This is a genomic window from Cupriavidus taiwanensis, from assembly GCF_900249755.1.
Classification (GTDB): domain Bacteria; phylum Pseudomonadota; class Gammaproteobacteria; order Burkholderiales; family Burkholderiaceae; genus Cupriavidus; species Cupriavidus taiwanensis_D.
Genome location: NZ_LT976853.1, coordinates 742,541 through 759,198, shown reverse-complemented (window position 1 = coordinate 759,198; position 16,658 = coordinate 742,541). Strand labels below are relative to the sequence as shown.

The 16,658-nt window shown below is 67.9% G+C and carries 12 protein-coding genes and 1 pseudogene; 1 reads left to right on the top strand and 12 read right to left on the bottom strand.

Annotation, left to right across the window (positions count from 1 at the left end; genetic code table 11):
• Nucleotides 1-37: 37 nt before the first annotated feature.
• The 5 genes from CBM2594_RS03445 to CBM2594_RS03425 form a co-directional block, all read right to left on the bottom strand.
• Nucleotides 38-982 carry a LysR family transcriptional regulator gene (locus CBM2594_RS03445; RefSeq protein ID WP_116355613.1) on the bottom strand — a complete coding sequence of 315 codons (945 nt, stop codon included), beginning with the start codon at nucleotides 980-982 and terminating at the stop codon, nucleotides 38-40.
• Nucleotides 983-1,027: 45 nt separating this feature from the next.
• Entirely contained in the window at nucleotides 1,028-1,801 is a 774-nt protein-coding gene (locus CBM2594_RS03440; protein ID WP_198048147.1) for an ABC transporter permease, read from the bottom strand.
• 24 nt (nucleotides 1,802-1,825) lie between these two features.
• Nucleotides 1,826-2,680, bottom strand: coding sequence for an ABC transporter ATP-binding protein (locus CBM2594_RS03435; protein ID WP_116355611.1), 855 nt, complete (start codon nucleotides 2,678-2,680; stop codon nucleotides 1,826-1,828).
• Entirely contained in the window at nucleotides 2,677-3,819 is a 1,143-nt protein-coding gene (locus CBM2594_RS03430) for an ABC transporter substrate-binding protein (RefSeq protein WP_198048089.1), read from the bottom strand. The genes CBM2594_RS03435 and CBM2594_RS03430 overlap by 4 nt, the downstream gene beginning before the upstream one ends.
• A gap of 201 nt (nucleotides 3,820-4,020) precedes the next feature.
• Complete coding sequence (locus CBM2594_RS03425) at nucleotides 4,021-5,919, bottom strand: ABCB family ABC transporter ATP-binding protein/permease (protein WP_116355610.1); 1,899 nt, start codon at nucleotides 5,917-5,919, stop codon at nucleotides 4,021-4,023.
• A gap of 108 nt (nucleotides 5,920-6,027) precedes the next feature.
• Between CBM2594_RS03425 and CBM2594_RS03420 the strand changes: the two genes are divergently transcribed.
• Nucleotides 6,028-6,432 carry an acyl-CoA thioesterase gene (locus tag CBM2594_RS03420; RefSeq protein ID WP_116294268.1) on the top strand — a complete coding sequence of 135 codons (405 nt, stop codon included), beginning with the start codon at nucleotides 6,028-6,030 and terminating at the stop codon, nucleotides 6,430-6,432.
• Nucleotides 6,433-6,686: 254 nt separating this feature from the next.
• Here the strand turns inward: CBM2594_RS03420 and CBM2594_RS03415 are convergent, their stop codons facing one another.
• The 7 genes and pseudogenes from CBM2594_RS03415 to clsB form a co-directional block, all read right to left on the bottom strand.
• The gene (locus CBM2594_RS03415; RefSeq protein WP_116355609.1) at nucleotides 6,687-7,463 is read right to left on the bottom strand and encodes an enoyl-CoA hydratase; all 777 of its coding nucleotides are present in this window, start codon (nucleotides 7,461-7,463) and stop codon (nucleotides 6,687-6,689) included.
• 20 nt (nucleotides 7,464-7,483) lie between these two features.
• Nucleotides 7,484-8,440, bottom strand: a complete 957-nt coding sequence (locus tag CBM2594_RS03410) for a DegV family protein (protein ID WP_116355608.1) — start codon at nucleotides 8,438-8,440, stop codon at nucleotides 7,484-7,486.
• A 114-nt stretch (nucleotides 8,441-8,554) separates the two neighbouring features.
• Entirely contained in the window at nucleotides 8,555-9,754 is a 1,200-nt protein-coding gene (locus tag CBM2594_RS03405; protein ID WP_116355607.1) for an acetyl-CoA C-acyltransferase, read from the bottom strand.
• A gap of 21 nt (nucleotides 9,755-9,775) precedes the next feature.
• Nucleotides 9,776-12,199: a 3-hydroxyacyl-CoA dehydrogenase/enoyl-CoA hydratase family protein gene (locus CBM2594_RS03400; protein ID WP_116355606.1), complete on the bottom strand. Its 2,424-nt coding sequence runs from the start codon at nucleotides 12,197-12,199 to the stop codon at nucleotides 9,776-9,778.
• A 220-nt stretch (nucleotides 12,200-12,419) separates the two neighbouring features.
• Nucleotides 12,420-14,207, bottom strand: coding sequence for an acyl-CoA dehydrogenase C-terminal domain-containing protein (locus CBM2594_RS03395; protein WP_116355605.1), 1,788 nt, complete (start codon nucleotides 14,205-14,207; stop codon nucleotides 12,420-12,422).
• A 75-nt stretch (nucleotides 14,208-14,282) separates the two neighbouring features.
• On the bottom strand, nucleotides 14,283-14,873 hold the full coding sequence (locus CBM2594_RS03390) for a TetR/AcrR family transcriptional regulator (RefSeq protein WP_062796770.1): 591 nt from the start codon (nucleotides 14,871-14,873) through the stop codon (nucleotides 14,283-14,285).
• A 351-nt stretch (nucleotides 14,874-15,224) separates the two neighbouring features.
• Nucleotides 15,225-16,571 (bottom strand): annotated as a pseudogene (gene clsB, locus CBM2594_RS03385) (cardiolipin synthase ClsB).
• Nucleotides 16,572-16,658: the final 87 nt, after the last annotated feature.

Below are 16,658 nucleotides of genomic sequence, written 5' to 3'. Positions count from 1 at the left end.
TCCCGCACGCGGGAGAGGGGAGCACACCAGCGGTGCACTAGCCCCCCGACAACGTCCCCCACACCTGGTCCACCAGCTGCCGCTTGCGCCTGGCCCCCGCGCGCCGCTCGCCCCCATTCTCGCCCGGGCGCTCCCGATACAGCCGGATCTCCATGTCGATCGACAACGGCAGCCCGCGCGCCGACTCGGCCCGCACCAGCCGCCCCGCCGCGACGTCGTCGCGCACCGCGCTCTCGGGCAGGAAGGCCATGCCGTGGCCCGACAGCGCCATCACCTTGAGGGCCTCGGCCATGTCGGTCTCGTAGCATTTGTCGAGCTTGAGCGCCTCGGCGGTATCGGCCAGCAGCAGGTCGACCATGCGGCCGAGGAAGGCATTGGGCGTATAGCTGAGGAACGGCACCGGCTTCTTGTCGGTCCCCGGCAGCCGGAACTGGGGCTTGCCGGCGGGGTCCGGCACGCTGTAGGGCGACAGCCGTTCGGTACCAAGCACCAGCATGTCGTACCGCGCCGGATCGAGCTGGATGGCCTGGCGCGCGTGGTGATAGACCATGACCAGGTCGCAGCCGCCCTCCACCAGCATCAGCACCGCGTCATGGACGTTGAGCGCGCGCAGCCGGCACGGCAGCGTGCCGAGCTTGCGTTCCAGCGCCTTGAGCCACTCCGGGAAGAAGGTCAGCGACAGCGTATGCGGCACCGCGAACTCCAGCACCTGCGCATTGGCCGAGCGCTGGCCGCGCATCAGCGCGCGCGTTTCGCTGACCTGCGCCAGCATCGCCAGCGCCTGTTCGTAGAACACCTTGCCGGCCGGGGTCAGGCTGGTGGGATAGCTCGAGCGGTCGATCAGCTCGGTGCCGACCCACGCCTCCAGCGACTGGATGCGGCGCGAGAACGCCGGCTGCGTGACGTGGCGCAGCTCGGCCGAGCGCGAGAAGCTGTGCGTCTCGGCCAGGCTGACGAAGTCTTCAAGCCATTTGATTTCCATGACGCGGATTATCCACCGGCGCCATGCGCTTCGTCACCTGGCGCCTCAGCCGCGGTGGGCCCAGCCGGTCATGCGCTTTTCCACCACCGCGAACAGCTCGTACATGGCCATCGCCATCACCGCGATCACCACCAGTCCGGCGAACGCCAGCGGCATCTTCATGGCCGAGCCGGCCGACACCAGCAGGTAGCCGATGCCCTCGTTGGCGGCATTCATCTCCGATACCGTGGTGCCGACAAAGGCCAGCGTGATCGCGACCTTCAGCGAGGCGAAGAAATACGGCAGCGCACGCGGCAGCCCCACCTTGAACAGCACGTCGCGCCGCTTGGCGCCGAGCACGCGCAGCACGTCTTCGAGCTCCGGCTCCAGCGTGGCGAGGCCGGTGGCGATATTGACCATGATCGGGAAGAACGAGATCAGGAACGCGGTCAGGATGGCGGGCCCGGCTCCAAGCCCGAACCACACCACCAGGATCGGCACGAAGGCGGCCTTGGGCAGCGCGTTGAAGGCGGTCATCAGCGGGTAGCTGGCGGCATAGAGCAGCCGCGACGAGCCCATCGCCAGCCCGAGCAGCACGCCCACGCCGATGGCCACGCCGAATCCCACCATGGTGGTCCAGAAGGTGCGCCACGCATGGCCGGCGATCACGTCCGCGTACTCCACCAGCGCGGCCACGATGGCGGACGGCGTGGGCAGGATAAAGTCGGAGACGTCGAAGGCCATGCACGCGCCCTGCCACAGCAGCAGCACCGCGGCCAGCAACAGCCAGGGCGCCACGCGCTGCACGCGGCGCTCCTGCGCGGAAGTCAGGGTCATCATCATCGTCTTGCCTCGGTGTTTGCTTCAGTGCTGGCGCACATGGCCGATCTTCTCGCGCAGCGCGTGCACCAGCTCGGCGAAGGGTTCGGTATAGGTCAGTTCGAGATCGCGCGGCCGCGGCAGGTCGATCTCCTTGCGCATCAGGATGCGGCCGGGGCGCTGGCTCATCACGTAGACCGTGTCGGCCAGGAACACGGCCTCGCGCAGGTCGTGCGTGACCAGGATCACGTTGAAGCGCTGCGCCTGCCACAGGTCGCGCAGCACGCACCAGAGTTCCTCGCGGGTGAAGGCATCGAGCGCGCCGAAGGGCTCGTCCAGCAGCAGCATGCGCGGCTGGTGAATCAACGCGCGGCAGATCGACGCGCGCTGCTGCATGCCGCCGGAGAGCTGCCACGGGTATTTGTCCTCGTAGCCGCCCAGCCCCACGGTATGCAGCAGCCGGCGGGCGCGGTCGATGTACTCGTCGCGCCGCGCCCGCAGCGTCGAGCGGTAGGGCTCGACGATCTCCAGCGGCAGCATCACGTTGTCGAGCGTGGTGCGCCACGGCAGCAAGGTGGGAGCCTGGAACGCCATGCCCACCTGCTTGAGCGGCCCGTTCACCTTCTGCCCGGCAATCTTCACGATGCCGCGCGTGGCGGGCTTGAGCCCGGTCGCCAGCTTCATGAAGGTGGACTTGCCGCAGCCGGACGGGCCGACGATGGCGATGAATTCGCCCGGCGCGGCCTGCAGCGACAGGTCCTCGACCGCGAACTCGCCCTGGTGCGCCAGCTCGTCGTTATAGGCCAGCCAGACCCGGTTGAAATCGACAAACGGTTCCGCCGCCGCGGGCGCGGCGCTGCCGCCGGAGGCGGGCATGAAGGCAGCCTGGCGCGTCATCATCGCAGCACATCCAGTTCGGCCGCGCTCGGCAGGTAGGCGTCGGTCCACAGCGCATCCGCGTTGATGCGGCCCTTGGTGCCGAAGGCATCGGCCACCTGCGAGGCCATCAGCGCCAGCCGCGGCTTGCTGATGCGGCCGAAGCCCTCGGCCTTCGCGTCGGGCGAGCGGACCACGCTGTCCAGCGCCAGCTTCAGCCGGCGCGTTTCCAGCTTCTCGTCGATGATGCCGTCGCGCGCCTTGAGCGCGCGGATGCCGTCTTCCGGGCGCGCGATCACGTCGCGCGCCGACTTGCTGAAGGCGCGCAGGAACGCCTTCACCGCCTCCGGATTTTTCTTCAGGAAGTCCTCGGACGCGATCACGGCGTTGCCGTACAGCTTCACGCCGAACTGCGGGTACGGCAGCACCACGATGTCCTCGTCCTTCACGCCGCGCGCGTTCAGGTTCAGGATCGACGTGAACGAAAAGCCGGTGATGGCATCGAGGTCGCCGCGCACCAGCATGGTTTCGCGCAGCGTCGGATCCATCGCCTGCCAGTTGAACGACGAGGCCTGCAGGCCGTTGGCTTTGGCGAAGATCGGGAAGGCGCGGCGGCCGGCGTCGAACACCGGCGCGCCCATGCGCTTGCCGGCCAGGTCCTTCGGCGCGCGGATGCCTGACTTCTTCAGCGCCAGGATGGCCGCGGGCGTGTTGTTGTAGACCATCATCACCGCCACCGGCTTGTTCTTCGCGTCGGGATTGTTGCCGTAGAACTCCATCACCGACGACATGTCGGCGAAGCCCATGTCATAGGTGCCCGAGGCCACGCGGTTGACCACGTTGCCCGAGCCGTTTCCGGCATCGATCGCGACGTCGAGCTTCTCGGCCTTGTAGTAGCCCTTCTGCTCGCCGAGCAGGAACAGCGCGGCCGGCCCTTCGAAGCGCCAGTCGAGCTGGAACCGGACCCTGGTGGACGCAGCCTGTGCATGGGCCGCGCCGGCGAATTGTGTCGACAGCACCAGGCTGGTGCCGATGATGGCGCCGAGCTTCAGCAGGCGGCGGCGTGCGGCGGCACGGGCCGGACGCGCGGCGGTGTGGCCAACGCTCTCGCTGGCAGCCGTGAAAACGCCGGGCGACACTTGCGCAGCGCGGGATTGGGGCATGGCATCTCTCCGTGGATAAAGGATTTCGGAGGGATGTGTCCGCAAGGGACATGCCAGCCTTGCAGGCCCCGTTTCAGGGCGTGGCCGCACGCGATTGTCGAACCAGAAATGGGCGCGGCGATTGCCGCAGCGGCATCGTCGGCAGCAATTGCCGACAATCCGCGCCGCTTCCCGGTGCAAGCGGGCGCGGCGGATAACGGCTCAGGCGTCCTGGGTGGCGTCGCCCACGTCGAGCGCAAGTGCCTGCGCGCCGAGCGCTTCGCCGCCCTTGGCCGCGGCGCGCGCCTGGATATCCCACATCTCGGCATAGCGCCCGCCCGCGCGCATCAGCTGCGCATGGGTGCCGCGCTCGACGATGCGCCCGTGGTCCATCACCAGGATCTGGTCGGCATGGACCACGGTGGAGAGCCGGTGCGCGATCAGCAGCGTGGTGCGGTTCTGCGCCAGGCGCATCAGTTCGGCCTGGATCGCCTGCTCGGTGCGCGAATCCAGCGCGGAAGTGGCCTCGTCGAATACCAGCACCGGCGGGTTCTTCAGCAGCGTGCGCGCGATCGCCACGCGCTGCTTCTCGCCGCCCGACAGCTTCAGGCCGCGCTCGCCCACGGGCGTGTCGTAGCCCTGCGGCAGCTCGCGGATAAAGGCGTCGATCTGCGCCGCCTGCGCCGCGGCGATGACTTCGTCGCGGGTCGCGTCCGGGCGGCCGTAGGCGATGTTGTAGTAGATGCTGTCGTTGAACAGCACGGTGTCCTGCGGCACGATGCCGATGGCGCGGCGCAGGCTGTCCTGCGTGATCGCGCGGATGTCCTGGCCGTCGATCTCGATCGCGCCGCCGCCCACGTCGTAGAAGCGGAACAACAGCCGCGCCAGCGTCGACTTGCCCGAGCCGCTGTGCCCCACCACCGCGGTGGTGCTGCCCGCCGCAATGGTGAAATCCACGCCGTCCAGGATCAGGCGGTCGGGCTCGTAGCTGAAGCGCACGTCGCGGAAGCGCACCTGCGCGCCGCTGACCCGCAGCGCGGGGGCGCCCGGCGCGTCGGCCACTTCCTGGTGCGTGCCCAGCAGCACGAACATGCGGTCCATGTCGGTGGTGGCCTGCTTGATCTCGCGGTAGATCACGCCGAGGAAATTCAGCGGGATATAGAGCTGGATCATCAGCGTGTTGACCAGCACCAGGTCGCCCAGCGTCAGCTTGCCGTCGACCACGCCCACGGTGGCGCGCCACAGGATCAGGATCAGGCCGACGGCGATGATGGCCTGCTGGCCGAAGTTCAGGAACGACAGCGAGTTCTGCGAACGGATCGCCGCGGTGCGGTACTTGCGCAGGTTTTCGTCATAGCGATGCGCCTCGTAGGCTTCGTTGCCGAAGTACTTGACGGTCTCGAAGTTCAGCAGCGAATCGATCGCCTTCTGGTTGGCGCGCGAATCGAGTTCGTTCATGCGGCGGCGGAAGTGCGTGCGCCATTCCGTCACCACGATGGTGAAGACGATATAGCCCACCAGCGCGCAGCCGGTGATGGCGGCGAACCAGATGTCGTAGTGCAGGATAAAGAAGCCGATCACGAGCGCCATTTCCACCAGCGTGGGCAGGATGCTGTACAGCGAATACGAGATCAGCGACTGGATGCCGCGCGTGCCGCGCTCGATGTCGCGGCTCATGCCGCCGGTCTGGCGGTCCAGGTGGAAGCGCAGCGACAGCGCATGCAGGTGCTGGAACACCTGCAGCGCAATCTCGCGCACGGCGCTCTGCGTGACCTTGGAAAAGAGGATCTCGCGCAACTCGGTGAACAGCGTCGCGGACAGGCGCAGCAGGCCGTAGGCCCCGATCAGCCCGACCGGCACCGCCAGCAGCGCGCGCGGATCGCCCGCGGTGATGTTCATGCTGTCGATCAGCCGCTTCATCAGCACCGGCACGCCCAGGTTGGCGACCTTGGCCGCCACCAGGCAGGCCAGCGCCAGCATCACGCGCCACTTGTAGTGCCAGACGTAGGGCAGCAGGTTGCGCACGGTCTGCCAGTCGCTGCGGGGCGCGCGCTGGCCGGGAAAGAGCTTGACCGAGGCGCGGTCGGGGGCCGGCTCGGCGGTCGTGGAATAGCGGCGCATACGTTAGAATTCGGGCCAATGCGAGATTGTCGCAGGATTCGCATATTGCGGCTGGCGAAGGGTCTTTTCGCCGCGCCCGCCCCCTTCCGCTGTCCACCATACCGCCTCATGAACGCTCCCCACACCGTCCCCGCCCTGCCTGCCGGCAAGAATCCCGCCCTGCGCGTGGTCCCGATGCCCGCGGACGCCAATGTCCATGGCGACGTGTTCGGCGGCTGGATCATGTCGCAGGTGGATATCGCCGGCTCGATCCCGGCAGTCGAGCGCGCGCAGGGGCGCGTGGCCACCGTCGCGGTCAACTCCTTCCTGTTCAAGCACCCGGTGCTGGTCGGCGACCTGGTCAGTTTCTATGCCGACATCGTCAAGACCGGCCGGACCTCGATCACGGTCGAGGTCGAGGTCTATGCGCAGCGCATGCGGCACAGCAATGAGATCGTCAAGGTGACGGAGGCCACGCTGACGTATGTGGCGACGGATGAGTCGCGGCAGCCGCGGGTGTTGCCGACGGCTTGACGACGCAAAGGCCTCCGATCATCGATCGGTGTGCTCCCTCTCCCGCTTGCGGGAGAGGGTCGGGGTGAGGGCGGGCGCTGGCCGAAGCCGCCGCGCTGGAAACAACCGTTGGCCCTGCTTCTTGTGATGCCTTGCCAGCCCACCCCTCACCCCGGCCCTCTCCCCATGAGGGGAGAGGGAGAACACCTTGCTAAGGCGAGTTCGGGCGGCTTGGGAGCGCGCAACACCGCTCTCCTCTTCCGCTCAGCCAGGGCTCACGCAAACTTCATAAAATCCGGCCTGCGCTTCTCGAAGAACGCGCTGAACGCCTCCTTCGCTTCCGGCGCCACCAGCATGCGCCGGAACACCGCGCCCTCGTCGGCCATCTGCTTGTCCACCTCCGCCTGCGCGCCGGCCTTCATCAGGCGCTTGGTCTCGCGCAGCGACGATGCCGGCAAGGCCGCCAGCTTGCGCGCCTGCGCCAGCGCAAAGTCGTGCAGCTCGGCCACCGGCAGCACGCGCGTCACCAGCCCGATCTCCAGCGCCTCCTGCGCGCTGAAGGCCTCGCCCAGCAGCAGCTTTTCAGCTGCGCGCTGGTAGCCCACCAGCCGCGGCAGCAGCAGGCTCGATGCGGCTTCCGGGCACAGCCCCAGCTGCACGAACGGCAGCGACAGCTTGGCGGTGTCCGAGGCATAGACCAGGTCGCAATGCAGCAGCATGGTGGTGCCCACGCCGACCGCGGCGCCGCTGACCGCCGCCACCACCGGCTTGCTGGCATGGCTGATCTGATGCAGGAACTGGAACACCAGGGCCGCTTCGGCGCCCTCGCCCGCGCTGGGCGGGCGCTGCATGAAATCTTCGAGGTCGTTGCCGGCGGTGAAGACTTCGGGCTTGCCGCGCAGCAGGATGGCGCGCACGGCAGGATCGGTCTCGGCCGCGCGCAGCGCGTCGGCAAGCGCCTGGTACATCGCCGCGGTGATGGCGTTCTTCTTGTCGATGCGGTCGAACTCGAGCGTCAGGATGCCCTGCTCGATGCTGGTACGGATGCTCATGGTGTCCTCGTCTGTGGGAGTTATTCGAAAGGCGGCGGCGATTCGGCGAGATAGCTGAGCCCGAACGCGCGCGCACCGACATTCAGCGCCACGGTCAGGCTCATCGGCGCCAGCATCAGCTCGACGCCGTGGCTGCGCGCGGTGCGCGCCAGCGACTGGTAGGCCGGCATCGCGCGCACGGCGTCGAGCGGGCCGGCATAGCAGACCGAGATTGCCGGCACCATCAGCTTGCCGCCGCGGATGCATTGCTCGGCATGCTGCAGCACGCGGCGCGCGCCCTCGTCGGAGCCACGCGCCCTGGCGATGGCGTCGGTGTGCCCGCGGTGCATGCGCACCACCGGGCGGATATTGAAAGCGCTGCCCATCACATAGCGCCCCCAGGTAACGCTGCCCTCGCCCTTCTGGCGCGCGCGCGTGTACAGGTAGAGCAGTTCGTCGGGCACCAGGAACATATGGGCCGCATCGCGCAGGCGCGTCTCGACCGCTTCGCGCACCGCCTGCGCGCTGGCGCCCGCGGCGGCCATGCGCGCGGCTTCGCGCACGATCAACGCCTGGCCCGGCCCGATCGCACCGGTGTCGACCACGGTCAGCTCGAACAGGCCGGTGCGCCCGGCTGCCTTGCGCAGGCGCACGCTGCGGGCCACCGTGCCGATCACCGCGCCGCTCGCATGCGCATACAGCTTGCTGCGCGAACTGGCGATGGTGAACAGGATGGCGCGGTCGCAATGCGCCACCACGTTGCGCAGCAGGTGTTCTTCCAGCTCGCGCTCGAGCAGCGGGATCGATTCGGCGTAGTGGTCCTGGCGGCCGACCAGGTATTGCTGGTAGAGCGTGGGCAGCGCGTCCTCGTCGCGCGTATCGGCGACAAAGTGTTCGCCGGCGCGGATGCGGAACGGAATCGTGTGGACCTTCAGCTGGGCCATGACGTCGCGCGGCAGATCGCACGCGGCATCGGCCAGGATGGCTGTCTCCTGCATATTGTTGTCTCCTCCCCTACCTGGTGACCCGCGTCGCGGGCGGCAGCCCCCGGTACTGCTTTCTTCACCTGATCCAGAAGGGCGGGATGGCCCCGGGCCATCCCGCAGGCGCGTTCAGACGCGCTCGAAGATACCTGCGGCGCCCATGCCGGTGCCCACGCACATGGTGACCATGCCGTACTTCAGGTTGTGGCGGCGCAGCGCGTGCACCACCGTGGCCGAGCGGATCGCACCGGTGGCACCGAGCGGGTGGCCCAGCGCGATCGCGCCGCCCATGCGGTTGACCCGCGCCGGATCCAGTTGGAGGTCGCGCATCACTGCCAGCGATTGCGCGGCAAACGCTTCGTTCAGCTCGATCCAGTCGAGCTGGTCCTGCGTCAGCCCGGCTGCCTTCAGCGCCGCGGGAATCGCTTCCTTGGGGCCGATGCCCATGATCTCGGGCGGCACGCCGCGCACCGCGAACGAAACGAAGCGCGCCAGCGGCACCAGGTTGAACTGCTTGAGGATCTTTTCCGAAACCAGGATCAGCGCGCCGGCGCCGTCGGACGTCTGCGAGCTGTTGCCGGCGGTGACGCTGCCCTTGTTGGCGAACACCGGGCGCAGCTTGCCCAGGCCCTCGAGCGAGGTATCCGGGCGCGGGCCCTCATCCAGCGCGATGGTGCGGGTCTTCACGCTGACCTGGCCGCTGGCGAGGTCGGGGGAGCGCTCGACGGTCTCGACCGGCGTGATCTCGTCGCGGAACTCGCCGGCCTGCTGCGCGGCGATGGCCTTCTGGTGCGACGCCAGCGAGAACGCGTCCTGGTCCTCGCGGCTGACCTGCCACTGCTGCGCGACCTTCTCGGCGGTCAGGCCCATGCCGTAGGCGATGCCGACGTTCTCGTCGCGGGTGAAGATCTCCGGCGACATCGACGGCGAGTTGCCCATCATCGGCACCATGCTCATCGATTCGACGCCGGCGGCGATCATCACGTCGGACTCGCCGACGCGGATGCGGTCGGCGGCCATCGCCACCGCGCTCAGGCCCGAGGCGCAGAAGCGGTTGACGGTGATGCCGCCGACGGTGTTGGGAAGCCCCGACAGCAGCGCGCCGATGCGCGCGACGTTCAGGCCCTGCTGGGCCTCGGGAATGGCGCAGCCGACGATGGCGTCCTCGATCAGCTTCGGATCCAGGCCGGGCACCTGCGCCAGCGCGGCCTTCAGGATGGTGGCCAGCAGGTCGTCCGGGCGCGTATGCTTGAACGCGCCCTTGGGGGCCTTGCCGATCGGCGAGCGGGTGGCCGCAACGATATATGCGTCTTGCAGTTGTTTCATGATGTCGGTTCCTCGCTTCGCTGATTAGTTGCGCACCGGCTTGCCGGTCTGCAGCATGCCCATGATGCGCTCCTGCGTCTTGCCGGTACCCAGCAGGTCGACGAAGGCCTTGCGCTCCAGCGCCAGCAGCCATTCCTCGCTGACCAGCGCGCCGGCGTCGACGTCGCCGCCGCACACCACTTCGGCAATGCGCGTGGCGATCAGGAAATCGTGCGCCGAGATAAAGCCGCCGTCGCGCATATTGACCAGCGAGGCCTTGATGGTGGCCACGCCCGAGCGGCCGGCCACCGGGATCAGCGTCGGCAGCGGCGCGCGGTAGCCGGCGTCGGCCAGCGCGCGCACGGCGTTCTGTGCCACGTACAGCAGTTCATGCACGTTGAAGACGATCTGGTCGGACGGCTGCAGGTAGCCCATCTGGCGCGCTTCGAGCGCCGAGCCCGAGACCTTGGCCATGGCCGCGCTCTGGAAGCGGCTGGTCAGGAACTGCAGGTAGTTGGTGCTGCCCGCGGCCTGCGCGGCGCGCGCCGCAGCAATCGCCGCTTCCTTCAGCCCGCCGCCGGCCGGCACCAGGCCCACGCCCACTTCGACCAGGCCGATATAGGTTTCCAGCGCGGCCACGCGGGCGGCGGAGTGCAGCATCAGCTCGCAGCCGCCGCCCAGCGCAATGCCCGACGCCGCCGACACCACCGGCACCGCGGCGTATTTCACGCGCATCATGCCGTCCTGGAATTTCTTCACAAACGGCTCGATGCCCTTGGCGCCGCCCATCATGAACGCGGGCATCGCGGCTTCAAGGTTGGCGCCGGCGGAGAACGGGCCGCCCGGCGCGCCCAGTTGCAGCGAGGTCGGCTGCCACACCACCAGGCCCTTGTAGCCGGCCTCGGCCAGGTCGATGGCGCGGGTCAGGCCGTCGATCACGTCCGGCCCGATGGTGTTCATCTTGCTCTTGAACGAGACCACCAGCACGTCGTCCTGGCCCTCGCCCACCCAGATGCGCACCGCATCGTTCTCTTCGACGGTGCGGCCGGCCTTGCGCGGATCGGCCGCGGCGGTGCCCTGGATCGCGGCGCGGAAGGCCTGGCGCTGGTACACCGGCAGCGTGCTGCGCGCGACGAACGACTGCGTCGCCGGCGACCACGAACCGGCCGCCGCATGCACGCCCTGGTTGTCGGCGACCGGGCCGGAGAACACCCATGCCGGCAGCGGCGCGCCCGACAGCGCCTTGCCGCCTTCGACGTCTTCCTTCACCCACTCGGCCACCTGCTTCCAGCCGGCCGCCTGCCAGTCCTCGAACGGACCCGAGTTCCAGCCGAAGCCCCAGCGGATCGCCAGGTCGATATCGGCGGCGGAGCCGGCGATCTGCTCAAGGTACACGGCGATGTAGTGGAACACGTCGCGGAACACCGCCCACAGGAACTGCGCCTGCGGGTTGGCCGATTCACGCAGCAGCTTGATGCGCTCGGCCGGTTCCTTCTTCAGCATGCGCACCACGATCTCGTCGGCCTTCTTGCCCGACTCGACATACTGGCCGGTCTTCGCGTCCAGCACCTTGATGGCCTTGCCTTCCTTCTTGTAGAAGCCGGCGCCGGTCTTCTGGCCCAGCGCGCCCGCATCGACCAGGCCCTTGAGCACGGCCGGGGTCTTGTACACCGGCGCGAACGGGTCGTCTTGCAGGTTGTCCTGCATGGTCTTGATCACGTGCGCCATGGTGTCCAGGCCGACCACGTCCGCGGTGCGGAAGGTGGCGGACTTGGCGCGGCCCAGCTTGGAGCCGGTCAGGTCGTCGACCACGTCGAACGGGATGCCGAACTTCTCGGCCTCGGCAAACACCGCCAGGATCGAGAAGATGCCGACGCGGTTGGCAATGAAGTTGGGCGTGTCCTTGGCGCGCACCACGCCCTTGCCGAGCGTGGTGGTCAGGAAGGCTTCCAGCTGGTCGAGGATTTCCGGCTGCGTGGCCGCGGTCGGGATCAGCTCGACCAGGTGCATGTAGCGCGGCGGGTTGAAGAAGTGCACGCCGCAGAAGCGCGACTTCAGGTTGTCATCAAAGCCGTCGGACAGCGCGGTGATCGACAGGCCCGAGGTGTTGGTGGCAAAGATCGCATGCGAAGCGAGATGCGGCGCGACCTTCTTGTACAGGTCGTGCTTCCAGTCCATGCGCTCGGCGATCGCCTCGATCACCAGGTCGCATTCCTTGAGCAGGGCGATATCGTCTTCGTAGTTGGCGGCCTGGATCAGGCCGGCCTCGTCCTTGACGCCCAGCGGCGCCGGCGACAGCTTCTTCAGGTTCTCGATGGCGCGCAGCGCGATGCCGTTCTTGGGGCCTTCTTTGGCCGGAAGATCGAACAGCACCACCGGCACGCGCGCGTTGATCAGGTGGGCGGCAATCTGCGCGCCCATGACGCCGGCACCCAGCACGGCGACTTTCTTGACGATGAAATTGGACATGCTCGCTCCTGGATTAGTGAGCGTTGAGGTGAGGGGGTATGGCTCTCCCATTGCTGCCGGTTGGCTCCCCTCTCCCGCTTGCGGGAGAGGGGCAGGGGGTGAGGGCAGGAGGTTGCTATGCCGAATCACTTCGTCGAAGCACCGGCCCTCACCCCCGGCCCCTCTCCCATAAATGGGAGAGGGGAGAAACCGTCAGCGGGAGTCAGTTCCGCAGATCAGATCAGAACAATTCCGCGTCCAGCGCCATCAGCGAAGCCGAACCCGCGCGCGCCTTGCGGATCTCCGCCGCAGTTTCCGGCAGCAGCTTGGCAAAGTAGAAGCGTGCGGTGGCCAGCTTGGCGGTGTAGAACTTGTCGCCGCTGCCCTGCTTCTCCAGCGCGACCTTGGCCATGCGGGCCCAGAAGTACGCGAACACCAGGTGGCCCACCACGCGCAGGTACGGCACCGCGGCGGCGCCGACTTCGTCGGCGTTGCCCATCGCCTTCATGCCGATTTCCATGGTCAGCTTCTGCACCTTGTCGCCCAGGTCGGCCAGCGGGTTGATGAACTCCTGCATGGCTTCGTTGGTGCCTTCGGCTTCGACGAACTCCTGCACGATCTTGCCGAAGGCCTTCATCCTGGCGCCCATGTCGCCCAGGATCTTGCGGCCCAGCAGGTCCAGCGCCTGGATCGTGTTGGTGCCCTCGTAGATCATGTTGATGCGGGCGTCGCGCACGTATTGCTCCATGCCCCATTCGGAGATGTAGCCGTGGCCGCCGAACACCTGCATGCCCTCGTTGGTGGCGGTGAAGGCGTTGTCGGTCAGGAACGCCTTGATCACCGGCGTCAGCAGCGCGACCAGGTCGCCGGCCTGCTTGCGCACGGCCTCGTCCGGGTGCGACAGCTCGCGGTCGATCTGCAGCGCGGTCCAGTAGCTGAACGCGCGGCCGCCCTCGGCGTAGGCGCGCTGGGTCAGCAGCATGCGGCGCACGTCGGGGTGCACGATGATCGGGTCGGCGGCCTTCTCGGGCGCCTTGGGGCCGGTCAGCGAGCGCATCTGCAGGCGGTCCTTGGCGTAGGCGACCGAGTTCTGATACGCCACTTCCGTCAGGCCCAGGCCCTGCGCGCCCACGCCCAGGCGCGCGGCGTTCATCATCACGAACATGGCGTTCAGGCCCTTGTTGGGCTCGCCCACCATCCAGCCGCGCGCGCCGTCCAGGTTCATCACACAGGTGGCGTTGCCGTGGATGCCCATCTTGTGCTCGATCGAGCCGCACTGGATGCCATTGCGCTCGCCCGGGTTTCCGCTGGCATCGGGAATGAACTTGGGCACCACGAACAGCGAGATGCCCTTGGTGCCGGCGGGCGCGTCAGGCAGGCGCGCCAGCACCAGGTGGATGATGTTCTCGGCCAGGTCGTGCTCGCCGGCGGAGATGAAGATCTTGGTGCCGGTGATCAGGTAGGAGCCGTCGGCTTGCGGCTCGGCCTTGCTGCGCAGGATGCCCAGGTCGGTGCCGCAATGCGGCTCGGTCAGGCACATGGTGCCGGTCCAGACGCCGGACACCAGCTTGGGCAGGTAGGTCTGCTGCAGTTCGGGCGTGCCGTGTGCGTGCAGGGCCTCATAGGCGCCGTGCGACAGGCCGGGGTACATGGTCCAGGCCTGGTTGGCCGAGTTCAGCATCTCGTAGACCACGTTGTTGACCACGATCGGCAGGCCCTGGCCGCCGTAGGCCGGATCGCACGCCAGTGCCGGCCAGCCGGCCTCGACATACTGCTGGTACGCTTCCTTGAAGCCGGTGGGGGCCTTGACCACGCCGTCGCCGACATAGGTGCAGCCCTCGCGGTCGCCCACCTGGTTGAGCGGGAACACCACGTCCGAGCAGAACTTGCCGGCTTCCTCGATGACCTGGTTGATGGTGTCCGCGTCGATGTCCGCGTGCGGCGGCATCGCCTTGAGTTCGGCTTCGGCGCCGAGCAGTTCATGGAGCACGAACTGCATGTCGCGCAACGGTGCGGTGTACTGGCCCATCAGAGACTCCTTGGAGTTGTGCGATGCCGCCACGCCGCCCGTCCCGCTTGCGCGATACGGTCCGACCCGACGGCCTCAGGTACGGTAAGACTGAATCAGTTTGTTGAGCGCGACCATGGCAAGCTCGGCGCTGTCGGGCAGGCGCAGGAAACGGGCGTCATGATGCAAGCCTAGTTCAAGGCTGTACATCTCGAACAGCATCAGGCGCGGATCGCAGTCCGCGCGCAGGTGCCCCTCTTCCTTGGCCTGGTTGATGGCGCGGTTCAGCGCTGCCCGCCAGATGGTGACGCTCTTGACCAGCTCGTCACGCACCAGGCTGCCGGCGCGGTCGTCGTACTCCACGGCGCCGCTGATGTAGATGCATCCCGTCGTCACTTCCTGGATGCGCTTTTCCATCCAGCGCCGCACCATCGACCACAGCCGGGGCAGGCCGCGCGGCTCCTGCAGCGAGGGATAGAACACCTCCTGCTCGAACCGGCGGTGATACTCCCGCACCACCTCCACCTGCAGGTCCTCGCGCGAACCGAAATGCGCGAACACGCCGCTCTTGCTCATCTGCATGCGTTCCGCGAGCAGCCCGATGGTCAGACCTTCGAGCCCGTCGCGGGACGACAATTCCAGTGCGGCATCCAGAATCGCCACGCGCGTCATCTCGCCCTTGCGCATGGGCGAGGGGGACGACGAGGCGGATTCGAGACGGGCTGACTGGTGTCGCATGTTTTTTCTCCGTTCTGCGGGGCCTGCTGTGGCCCTGCGTATGACCCTGACGTTGCATTCATTGCTTGCGGGCGGCCGGCGGATTTGCCGGTGCATACCGCGAATGCACGCAGTCTAAGCCAAAAAAGAACGGTCGTTCAGATTATTCTGGCGCGGCACCTGCCCATCAAGCTTTTAATTAGACCGCTGTTTCTAAACGGACTGCAATGCAGCATGTCCGCCAGCGGCCGCGCTGCAACCGGTTGCAGCGTTCGCGTTGCCGCATGGCAGCAAACGCACAGCAGCGCGGCGCACACCGCTTCAGTAGCGGCCCGTAACGCCGGCGATGATCACGCCGAGGCGCAGCAGCATATACGCCGCCCAGTTGGCGAGCCGGTGCAGCGGCGAGCGCCGCGCATGCGCGTCGGGCAGCACGCGCACGCTGCGGTGCGCAATGGCGCGCTCCAGCGCTTCGCGCAGTTCGGCGGCGAAGGCGGCATCATAAACGGCAACGTTGGCCTCGCGCGCGAGCAGCAGGCTGAACGGGTCCATGTTGCTCGAGCCGACCGTGGCCCAGGCCTCGTCGACCACGCCGACCTTGGCGTGCAGGAAGCTTTCGGCGTACTCGTAGATCTCCACGCCGGCCTCGAGCAACGACGCATAGAGCGCGTGCGTGGCGTAGTGCTGCAGCCGGTATTCGACCATGCCCTGCAGCAGCAGCCGCACCCGCACGCCGCGCTAGCGGCAGGCCAGCAAGGCGCGCCGCATCTTGTGGCCGGGCAGGAAGTAGGCGTTGGCGAGGATCACGTCATGGCGCGCGGCGCCCAGCGCGCGCAGGTATTCGCGCTCGATGGTGCGGCGGTTGCGCAGGTTGTCGCGCAGCAGCAGCGCGGCGCGGATGCCGCCGGTGGCTTCCGGGCGCGGCGGCAGGTCGGTCACCAGCGGGTAGTCGGCGACCGCGGCGGCGCGCTCGCTGCCGCGCGCTTCGCGCAGCGACAGCCGCCACCACAGCCGCTCGGACGACAGCGCGATGCGGTCCACCAGCGGCCCGCTGACCTGCACCGCGAAGTCATAGCGCGGCCCCAGGTTGGCGCCTTCGAAGGGGCCGTGGTTGTGGTCGTCGATGATGTTGATGCCGCCGACGAAGGCGATGTGGCGATCGATCACGGCGAGCTTGCGGTGCAGCCGGCGCAGGTGCCGCCGCGCCAGGCGGAAGCCGCGCAAGGCGCGATACACACGCAGCCGCACGCCGCCGGCGCGCAGCCGCCCGGCGAGCTCGGCGGGCATGTCGCCGGCGCCGAAGCCGTCCACCGTCACGCGCACCGCGACCCCGCGCGCGGCGGCGCGGATCAGCGCGTCGGCGACGGCGCGGCCGACCTCGTCGTCGGCATAGATGTAGGTTTCCAGCATGACCTGGAACGCGGCCTGGTCGATGGCGGCGATCAGCGCCGGAAAGAAGTCCTGGCCGCCGTGCAGCAGCCGCACCGTGTTGCCGGTGGTGGGCTTGCCGCGGCGCCAGGCCCAGCGCAGCATGTGGTGGCGATAGGGCGGCTCGCCGGTGGTGGCCGTGTCGTGCACCGGGGCATCCTCGGCCTGGGCGGAGTGGGAGATCCGTGACATGCCGTGATTATCGGACAGTTTGCCGCGCGCAAGGCGCCGCCTGCACATTGGCGCGCGGAACTCTGCTATCGTCGATGCCGATGCCTGTCCGCCGGCACTGCCGTTGCGCGCAGGCCAACTCCGACGCCCCCTACG